The sequence below is a fragment of the Acinetobacter sp. AKBS16 genome, assembly GCF_002899995.1.
Taxonomy (GTDB): Bacteria; Pseudomonadota; Gammaproteobacteria; order Pseudomonadales; family Moraxellaceae; genus Acinetobacter; species Acinetobacter baumannii.
Genome location: NZ_POYH01000101.1, coordinates 143,005 through 145,338, shown reverse-complemented (window position 1 = coordinate 145,338; position 2,334 = coordinate 143,005). Strand labels below are relative to the sequence as shown.

5 protein-coding genes are annotated in these 2,334 nt (G+C 31.4%); 2 read left to right on the top strand and 3 right to left on the bottom strand.

Annotated features, from left to right (window positions below; genetic code table 11):
* A partial coding sequence (locus tag C1642_RS20070; RefSeq protein WP_228154011.1) for a hypothetical protein occupies positions 1-171 on the top strand: 171 nt, incomplete at its 5' end.
* A gap of 105 nt (positions 172-276) precedes the next feature.
* Positions 277-594: a surface antigen protein 1 gene (gene surA1 / locus C1642_RS18800; protein WP_000132045.1), complete on the top strand. Its 318-nt coding sequence runs from the start codon at positions 277-279 to the stop codon at positions 592-594.
* Positions 595-678: 84 nt separating this feature from the next.
* On the opposite strand, the gene C1642_RS18795 is transcribed toward surA1, so the two are convergent.
* The 3 genes from C1642_RS18795 to C1642_RS19000 form a co-directional block, all read right to left on the bottom strand.
* Positions 679-900: a hypothetical protein gene (locus C1642_RS18795; RefSeq protein ID WP_000498477.1), complete on the bottom strand. Its 222-nt coding sequence runs from the start codon at positions 898-900 to the stop codon at positions 679-681.
* 87 nt (positions 901-987) lie between these two features.
* Positions 988-1,416 carry a hypothetical protein gene (locus C1642_RS18790; protein WP_001136759.1) on the bottom strand — a complete coding sequence of 143 codons (429 nt, stop codon included), beginning with the start codon at positions 1,414-1,416 and terminating at the stop codon, positions 988-990.
* Between the two features lie 269 nt (positions 1,417-1,685).
* Positions 1,686-1,829: a hypothetical protein gene (locus tag C1642_RS19000; protein WP_032010037.1), complete on the bottom strand. Its 144-nt coding sequence runs from the start codon at positions 1,827-1,829 to the stop codon at positions 1,686-1,688.
* Between the last annotated feature and the right edge of the window lie 505 nt (positions 1,830-2,334).

The window sequence follows — 2,334 nt, the reverse complement described above, 5'->3', positions numbered from 1 at the left end:
CAACAGCAAAATGACAACCGTAATCAACAGCAACACGGTAACCAACAGCAAAACGATCAACAGCAACAAAATAACCAGCAACAACAGCAAAATGATAACCGCGGTCAACAACAAGGATCTAATCAAAAAGATTCTGGCCAACAAAACTCAAATAACAACCAACAACGTTAATCGTTTGTAGTTGTTCTTTGATGCGGTCGATCATTTAGGAAGGTGACCTCACCTTCCTAAATCAAAATATAAGCATAAAATTCAATAAAATATGAGGGAATTCTGATGACAGATCAAAATACAGATCATGCTCAATTGGTAGCTGGCGATCATAACTATTCTGACTCTCGCTGGCGCGAAAGCTATCTTACTCGACCTTATTATCAAGAAGCGCAATTAACTACACCAGATCTAGATTATGATCGTGATTTCTCTGCAGCTTATGAACTTGGTCATCGAGCTCGTTCTGAATCTAAAGAAGGAACTCAGTTTGAAGATATGGAAGGCAGCTTGCAGCAAAAATGGGAAGAGCTAAAAGCTGAGTCCCGCCTAAAATGGGAACACGCTAAACAAGCAATTAAAGATGCGTGGGATGATATGTAACATCCTCAAAAGGTCCATAGCTATAAGCTTATTTCCTATTGGCCCTGGGAAATAGGCTTTTTTATTGTCCTAACGTTATGAGCATTAAAAAAATGGTGGCATATTAAAATTATGACTAAGATATTGATTTGCTAAATTTGGATCATCAAAAACTTCTTTTTTAAATTGTACGCTCGGTGTTGTAGCGAGTACATGTGTCGGCTTAATAGTAACTTCCACTACATACTTATTTTGCTCATACTTAGCTTTTACGCCATAAATCTCAGAATCATTAATGCAAGTTCCATCTGTAAAATATACAAACATACGTACTACCTTAAATATTACTCATCATAGCGGTCTTATTAAAAATAAAGCCTGACTCAGATAATCAGGTCAGGCCTTTCATCAAAATTAACTTTGATTTTTCTTAAAATATTCAATTATTTCTTCCCCATTATTTACAGGCTTTTTCTGCGAAGGGTAAGTTTCTTCATAGGCATAGGCGGGTAAAGTAATTTTAGCTCGAATTGGAGGTAATTTTTCTTGTCCACCTGTGGTAATTCGCTCAATAAAACCAGCAAGCCAAAGTACAAACTCCTGAGTATTTTTACTTTTAGGAATAAGACTTAAATCCAATTTAATTTTTGACTCTTGCAAAGGTTTAATGAGTATTTCGGCAAAATCAATATAATTATATAAAAGCTTTAATTTTGTCCCCTTTATTTCTTGTCTGAGTTCAATCATCAAATTATTAAGATCTTCCATCGGATCATCCGTAAAGCCTTTTTTTTCTTTAACATTTTGATATATTTTCTCAGCTATTTTTAAATATTGGGGCATATCCTTACCTTTTATAGTTCGCTCTTACTAAAATGAATTTTGGATGAATATAAGTAAGCTATTGTGTTTGTTTTATTAACTTTTTGAAACGGTAACTTAAGATTGCAACAAAACGGTAACAACAAATTCTCTAAATTGTAAAAACAAAATAAATATTTGATTAATTTTATATTTTTATATATTTCATTATTATTAAATTATATTTTTTATATAAAATAACGATTAAAAAAGCCTACTAATAAAGTAGGCTTTTGAAAGAAGCTAATCTATTACGAGTTTTTATTCATGTCATGAGATGTAGCTGGATCACTTGCTTCATGCATGCCGTCATTTCTTGAATTACGATCTTGGCAAGCACTCATACCCATAGCAATTACCAACACCATACTTACTGCACAAAAGATTCTTACCATTTAAATCACCTTTATAAATATTAAAATGTAGGTTTATGAATAACATTATCTTATGTTGGCCTACCGCAGTGGTTCTCTTAACTTTTGTAGATTATGCAAGCTTTTGTAAAAACCAAAAATTATGATTAATAAAATTATATTTCTTGCAATTGATATTTTGGTTATTTTTTGGCAAGCAATGTTTAGGAGACTCTGGTCATGTTATAAAATTCGAATTATTAAATAGTTTAGCCAAACAACACACCTAATTAGAGATATTGATATACTATACAAATAAACAATTAATAAATATTTGATATATAAGATTAAAAAATAATAGTGTGCCTTATATTCAAATTATTTATACTCACATTATATTTTTTAATTTTTCTATTTTCTAAATAAAAACAGTGAAATATTTATATCAAGTTATATAAATCAATCTTTTATTTTTGCAATTGACCCACCCCAATGCTCAGCTTATGATGCTCGCGCTGACCAATTTTGTCAGTCGGTTTTAGCAGAC